The sequence below is a fragment of the uncultured Pedobacter sp. genome (assembly GCF_913776295.1).
Classification (GTDB): domain Bacteria; phylum Bacteroidota; class Bacteroidia; order Sphingobacteriales; family Sphingobacteriaceae; genus Pedobacter.
The window spans coordinates 1-7,280 of record NZ_CAJYOJ010000040.1 but is presented as its reverse complement, the minus strand read 5'-3'; the positions used below and the strand labels follow the sequence as shown (position 1 = coordinate 7,280).

The following is a 7,280-nucleotide window of genomic DNA, read 5'->3' as shown; positions in this document are numbered from 1 at the left end:
GTGTATATCTTAACACTATAGGCATACAGTAAGATCTTCAACAACATCCGTGGATGATAAGCTGTTGTTCCTCCCCCCTTGTACTGGTTGATCAGCCCGCTGATATCCAGTGAATCAACAACATGGTCAACAACCCTTACCAGATCATGTTCTTCGATCAACTCATCAAGCGATGGAGGTAATAAGAGAATTTGTTGAGGTTGATAGTTTTTGAATTGTGCTGAACTTTGTATCTTAGCCATAGTAAATTTCTTTCGCAATTAAATTTACTAAACAGCCGCTGCTTTTTAAAGCAACGGCTGTAATTTTTATACCCTTTTTAGTCAGCCCCTACTCCCAATTATCGTTTGCCACGGAAACACTGAAAACTCGGAAATATAGCTTGAGTTGATTAAGCACAAATAAACCAGCAGAAATTCTTCACCAGGTTCAGAACGATAGGCCTATGTAAAAGAAACCTGATGGGAACGGCATCCCGATCTTTTCTATCGGGATACAGTGTACAGCAGGACTACCGGAACCGATTGGTGCAGAACCCTGCTTTTCAAAAAACAAAACTAAGGCTGGAATAACAAACTGTTTCTTAAAGATTCTTCACTGCGTTCAGAATGACAGGTAGCAATTCAATCCTATTTACCCACAGTCATTTATATGTTGAGTTTTAAACAAATGGAGTTCTTTAAGCTTATTTTGCATAATTTAGCGAATTCACTTTGCCTTAATACATGACTGATATTATTCATTTATTGCCTGATGCTGTCGCCAATCAGATTGCTGCCGGAGAAGTTGTTCAACGGCCTGCCTCTGCGGTCAAAGAACTGCTCGAGAATTCGATAGATGCCGGCGCAGATAAAATCCAACTGGTAATAAAAGATGCAGGCAAGGCATTGATTCAGATTATTGATAATGGCTGTGGCATGAGCGTTACTGATGCCAGGATGTGTTTCGAACGCCATGCTACATCAAAAGTAAAAAAGGCGGAAGATTTATTCGCCATCCGTACCATGGGTTTTCGTGGCGAGGCCATGGCTTCAATTGCGGCCATTGCCCAGGTAGAAATGAAAACCCGCAGGCACGAGGATGAAATTGGCACCTGCATTTCTATTGAAGGGGCTCAGGTAACCAATCAGGAACCTGTCGCTACTTCTCCCGGCACCCAGATTTCGATTAAAAATCTGTTTTTTAACACACCCGCCAGAAGAAACTTCCTGAAAAGCAATCCGGTAGAAATGCGCCACATCATAGACGAATTTCAACGTGTAGCATTGGCATATCCTGGTGTTTTTTTTAGTCTGCATCATGATGGAGTTGAAATTTTCAACCTTCCAAAGGGCAACTTAAAACAGCGTATCGTACACATTTTTGGCAACAACTATAACGAACGTCTGGTTCCTGTTGAGGAGGAAACCACGATTATTAACTTAAAAGGATACATCGGCAAGCCTGCTTTTGCAAAAAAAACCAGGGGTGAACAGTTCTTTTTTGTAAATAACCGCTTTATTAAAGATCCCTACTTAAACCATGCAGTAAGCTCTGCTTTTGAAGAGTTACTGCCTGATGATAGCTATCCGTTGTATGTATTGTTTATTGAAATCGATCCATCGAAAATAGATGTAAACGTACATCCTACCAAAACGGAAATTAAGTATCTTGATGAAAAGTCGATTTATGCGATCATGAAATCGGCGGTGAAACGTTCAATTGGCCGGTATAATATTGCTCCAACGTTAGACTTTGATCAGGAAACCGGTTTCAGCAATATGATTACGCATAAGGCAGTTGAAGATATTGTGCCACCGAGTATAAATTTTAATCCTGATTTCAATCCCTTTGCGAATGACAGCAGCTCTACCTCCGGTTATGCCTCTTCGCCAAGAAATTACGATGCAAAACCGAGTGCCAAAAACTGGGGTTCGCTTTACGATATAACCGAACAACCTGTTGTAGAGCAGACTTCTATTTATGCCGACGAGACTGTTTTAGAAACCAAGCAAAAGCAATACATGCAATTGCATAACCGTTACATTGTTTCGCAGATTAAGTCTGGTTTGATGGTTATTGACCAGCAAATGGCACACGAGCGAATCCTTTACGAACGTTTTCTCGTACATCTTGATGACCGCAAAGGTGCATCGCAGCAAAGTTTATTTCCGCAAACCATTACCCTTAATGCCCAGGATTTTGAACTGGCTAAAAGTTTATTGGATGATATCAAAAGTTTAGGCTTCGATGTACGCGAATTTGGAAAAAATACGTTGGTAGTAGAAGGTATCCCTGTTGATCTGGGCAGCAGCAACATCAACGAAACGCAATTATTTGAACAGTTGATCGAGGGCTTTAAAAACTCTCAACAGGAGCTGAAATTGAGTAAACGGGATGGCCTGGCAAGAAGCCTGGCAAAAAACAGTGCGATAAAAGCGGGCACAAGCCTTGGTCAGGAAGAGATGAATACCTTAATTGATGAGCTTTTTGCCTGTAAAACGCCTAACTTTAGCGTGAGCGGCAAGCCCATTATCCAAACCATTACACTGGCAGAACTGGATAAGAAGTTTGAGAAGGGATAGTATGGGGAGTTGGGAGTCTTTAGTCCAGAGTCTTTAGTTCGGAGTCGTAAGTCGGAGATAAAGTCAGGAGGTCCGAAGATATGGAGCAGACAGAAGCGGAAGACTCAATGCCTGGACATCCTTAACATATAAAAATCTAGCATGTAAATCTGTCCCTTTAAAGGGAGAAGAAAGATAAAAAACAGTTAACCGATTTAAACCATTAACCAGTTAACCCATTTTAAATTAAATGAACAACATATATATTCCACCGGTAGTAAAAAACCTACTGATCATTAACGTTTTATTCTTCGTAGCAACTTATTTATTAACTAACCTTCATCTGGATGATATTCTAGCTGTTTATTATTTTGATTCTCCAAAATTTGAGATATGGCAACCTATTAGCTACATGTTTATGCATGGTGGCATCGCGCATATTTTCTTTAATATGTTTGCATTGTACTCCTTTGGAAGCATCCTTGAATCGAGATGGGGCGGTAAAAAATTTATCATTTTTTATTTTATAACGGGATTGGGTGCGCTTGCATTACAGTGGGCGGTACAGGCTTACGAGGTACACCAGATTATAGGTAGCGCCACCAATAATGGAAAAATAAACCTTGCTGCATTATTTCAGGGCGAATTTAATACTTCACAGCTTTCAATGGCACAAGCCGTTACACTTAGAAGCATCTACTTTGGCGGCATGGTTGGCGCTTCGGGTGCTATTTTTGGTTTACTGGTAGCGTTCGGTATGCTTTATCCAAATGCCGAATTACTCATTATGTTTATTCCGGTCCCGGTAAAAGCTAAATATATTATACCCATTTATATTTTAGTAGAGTTATCTTTGGGTGTTGCCCAGTTTGAAGGCGATTCCATTGCCCATTATGCACACCTTGGAGGCGCCTTGATTGGCTTCATACTGGTTAAAATATGGAAAGATAAAAACGATACATTTTATACACTCTATGAATAATACTTTCAAAGATTTAAAATACAAGGTTTTTCAATCGGGCAATCCATTGTTTTTTTACATTGGAATTAATGTCATCCTTTTTTTAGTTACTGCCATTATTGGGGTAGTGGTTTTTTTAGGCCGTATTCCAATCGATGCTAATTTATGGATCAGGGAATATGTAGGCCTACCTGCCGGTATTTCGAAATTTCCCGAACGTTTTTATACCTTATTCACTTATATGTTTTTTCATGACGGGATTCTCCACGTCTTGTTTAACATGCTCGGCCTATTCTGGTTCGGTAATATATTTATGAATTTCCTGAAAAGCAGACAGTTTCATTTTGTGTATCTGGCAGGTGGTTTATTTGGTGGTATATTTGCGGTTGCTGCATTAAATATATTCCCTGTTTACGCTGCCGGATTAGCTGGCGTAACCATTATTGGCGCATCAGCCGCCGTAATGGCCATCATTTTTGCTGCTGCAACCCTGGTACCCAACTACAGTATTATGCTGCTTTTCTTTGGTGAGGTAAAAATTAAATGGATTGCCATTGTCTATTTTATTCTCGATTTTATTGCCATCGGATCCATAAATGCCGGTGGAAGTTTGGCCCATATCGGTGGTGCACTTCTAGGTTTTACTTTTATAAAAAGTTTGCAAAATGGAAGAGATTGGAGCAAAATGTTTGAGCGAAAGCCGAAACTAAAAATAGTGCGGAATGAAACACCTGTTAAAAAACCTGAATTTAAAGGCGGTGTTTCTCAACAGGAAATAGATGCCATTTTAGATAAAATATCAACTTCAGGATACGATAAACTAACAGCCATAGAAAAAGAAAAACTATTTAAGGCAAGTAAAGATTAATGGCTACAAAAACGAAGAAATATAATTTTATAGACAAACTTCTATTACCTGTTGCCGTTCTGTTGGCAATTTCTTTGCTTATGGGCTTGCTAGCCGGGAATATGGATCCGAGAAAACACGCCATTATTGCTTTTTTCGGTCTCGCCTACCCATTTGTCCTGTTTGTGAATATGATCTTCCTGGTTTGGTGGTTGTTGAGCAAAAAATGGATTTTCGCCATCGTTACTGTTCTGGTTATCGCAATAAGTGGTAAGACTTTAAAGGCCACCTTTGCCATTGGCGGCGATGAAGGAGGAGCTGAAAAGGAAGAGAATAGCATCAGAATGATGACCTATAACGTACACAGTTTTAAACTATATGGGGAAGACAATACCGAATCGGTAAAAGAAAAGATGCTTCGGGTAGTGAAAGATCAAAACCCCGATATTATCTGCTTTCAGGAGTTTTTTACCCGCTACAAAGGTGCGTTTGATACGGTTGATAGCTTAAAAACACTATTAAATACCAAATATTACTACTTTGTACCTACCAATAAAAACGACTATGAAGCCACAGGTTTAGCCATATTTTCAAAGTTTCCCATTAAAAATTCCGGCAAAATCCCTTTTGTTGAGGGCTATCCAGGTAACATGAGTATTTACACTGATGTAAATATTAAAGGAAAAACCCTTAGAGTTTATAATGTACATTTTCAATCTATTTCCTTTGAAAAACAGGATTACGAATACCTGGATAAGGTTAAGGAAATGAATACCGAACTGCAACCCTCTAAACGGATCTTAAGAATGCTGAAAAGTGCCTTTTTGAAACGTAGCGGTCAGGTAGACATTATGAAAAAAGAAATGGCCACCTGCAAAACACCCTACCTTATTGCCGGCGATTTTAATGATACGCCAGCATCTTACGTGGTTACGCAGATTACAGCAGGTTTAAACAATAGTTTTATTAAAAAGGGCAATGGCCTTGGTAAAACCTATAACGGTAAGTTTCCTAATTTTCAGATTGATTATATTGCCACATCCAAAGAACTTGAGGTATTAAACTATAAAATCACGCAAGCTAAATTATCAGATCATTTTCCGGTAAGGAGTGATTTGAGGTTTGTACCTTAAGCTTTCCCTGGCTTGTGTCTCTACAGACCAGCCTTTTTCATTCTGTGAGGACACAGACCGAGGATCGTTTTTTTTATGAGAAGCGCATGGCATGTACAAAACAACAAGTTTCTTCCCGTTTTCCGCTTTTACGCTTCGCTTCCTCGTACCTCGTTGCTGCAGGGTAACGCTACAACCGGGGCTAAATGGCTAATACAGTATTTCATTTTTACGGTTGCAGGGTGCAGAACCCTTGTTCCTAAACCTGATTGAGCGGAATAGCCCGCAGCGTAGCGAGGACTATAAGCGAAAGCGGGACTGTAAGCTGCCAAGAACTACAGACCATTTGTTTCCTAATTCTGTTTCGCTGATATACAAGGTAATAACATCAACTTCCCGTGGTGTGTCTCCACAGACCACTTTTGGATATGCTTCTATTTCGGCCGGTGGGAGACCAGCCGATAGGAAAAACCATGGCGATGGAAAAATTACGTTTTCGAGATAGTTTAATGATTTTTCGTTTGGAGCGCATGGCATGTACAAAACAATAAGTTTCTTCCCGTTTTTCGCTTTTACACTTCGCTTCCTCGTACCTCGTTGCTGCAGGGTAACGCTACAACCGGGGCTAAATGGCTAATACAGTATTTCATTTTTACGGTTGCAGGGTGCAGAACCCTTGTTCATAAACCTGATTGAGCGGAATAACCCGTAGCGTAGCGAGGACTATAAGCGAAAGCGGGGCTGAAAACCGCCAAGCCCTACAACCCGTTCATTTCCTAATTCTATTTCGGTCGGTAAGACACCAACCAATAGCATAATTATATTTTCTTACCATACATCAACAATTGGCTTATTCCTTATTTCCATATTTGCTTTATAAAATTTAAAAAAAATCTTCAAAAATATGAGCTTAATAGATGCCCTGAACTGGCGTTATGCCGTTAAGAAAATGAATGGTCAGCCTGTTGAACAAGAAAAGGTTGATCAAATTATTGCTGCAGCACATTTAGCACCAACATCATCAGGTTTACAGCCTTTTAAAATCATTGTGGTAACCAACCAGGAGTTGAAAGAAAAAATTGCACCGATTGCTTTTAACCAATCGCAAGTAATTGATTCTTCTCACTTATTGATTTTTGCCGCAAACGAAAATTACACAGATGAAGGTATCGACGAAGTTTTTGACAGAATGAATACAGAGCGTGGTTTACCATTAGATACTACCGATGCTTATAAGAACCAACTTAAAGGCATGCTTTTATCCAGAACTGCAGAAGAAAACTTTAACCATGCAGCCCGTCAGGCTTATATTGCTTTTGGTATTGCCATTGCAGAAGCTGCGGTGTTAAAAGTAGATGCCACACCAATGGAAGGTTTCAACGGACCTGCCCTGGATGAACTTTTGGGCTTAGAGAAAAAAGGCTTAAAAAGTGTTACCCTATTGCCGCTGGGATACCGGGACGAAGCTGGTGATTGGCTGGTAAACCTGAAAAAGGTACGTACACCAAAAGAAGAATTCCTGATTGAATTTAAGTAAGAGGCAAACACCATTATATTTAAAACGGGCCGCTATTTAGCGGCTTGTTTTGTTATAAGGGAATCAGTTTGGAGCCGGGAGTTTGGTGTTTGGAGTCGATTAACCGATTTAAACGGTAAACTGGTTAAAGTTAATAAGCACTAAAGCTTGCGCGCGTTCAATGTCGTTAAGTTAAGGAAAAACATTGCAAAGAAAGGATTTAACCAGTATCTTTATGTCAGCCCTTATAAAGGAAGGCGAACTTTTTCCAGTTTATAGAAGGGCTTTTTTTACACACTAT

General features: G+C 39.8%; 6 protein-coding genes. 5 read left to right on the top strand and 1 reads right to left on the bottom strand.

The features are described from left to right. Positions 1-242: transposase (locus QZ738_RS07535; RefSeq protein ID WP_367268568.1), on the bottom strand; the 242-nt coding region annotated here is incomplete at its 3' end. A 483-nt stretch (positions 243-725) separates the two neighbouring features. Between QZ738_RS07535 and mutL the strand changes: the two genes are divergently transcribed. From mutL to QZ738_RS07510, 5 genes are all read left to right on the top strand, one after another. After that, positions 726-2,564: a DNA mismatch repair endonuclease MutL gene (mutL, locus tag QZ738_RS07530; RefSeq protein ID WP_293786194.1), complete on the top strand. Its 1,839-nt coding sequence runs from the start codon at positions 726-728 to the stop codon at positions 2,562-2,564. A gap of 229 nt (positions 2,565-2,793) precedes the next feature. Then, entirely contained in the window at positions 2,794-3,525 is a 732-nt protein-coding gene (locus QZ738_RS07525; RefSeq protein WP_293786192.1) for a rhomboid family intramembrane serine protease, read from the top strand. Next, positions 3,518-4,372 (top strand): rhomboid family intramembrane serine protease, encoded by an 855-nt coding sequence (locus QZ738_RS07520; RefSeq protein WP_293786190.1) that lies wholly within the window; start codon positions 3,518-3,520, stop codon positions 4,370-4,372. Before QZ738_RS07525 ends, QZ738_RS07520 begins: the two co-directional genes overlap by 8 nt. Continuing rightward, the gene (locus QZ738_RS07515; protein WP_293786188.1) at positions 4,372-5,484 is read left to right on the top strand and encodes an endonuclease/exonuclease/phosphatase family protein; all 1,113 of its coding nucleotides are present in this window, start codon (positions 4,372-4,374) and stop codon (positions 5,482-5,484) included. The genes QZ738_RS07520 and QZ738_RS07515 overlap by 1 nt, the downstream gene beginning before the upstream one ends. Before the next feature lie 883 nt (positions 5,485-6,367). Then, positions 6,368-7,000, top strand: coding sequence for an NAD(P)H-dependent oxidoreductase (locus QZ738_RS07510; RefSeq protein WP_293786186.1), 633 nt, complete (start codon positions 6,368-6,370; stop codon positions 6,998-7,000). Positions 7,001-7,280: the final 280 nt, after the last annotated feature.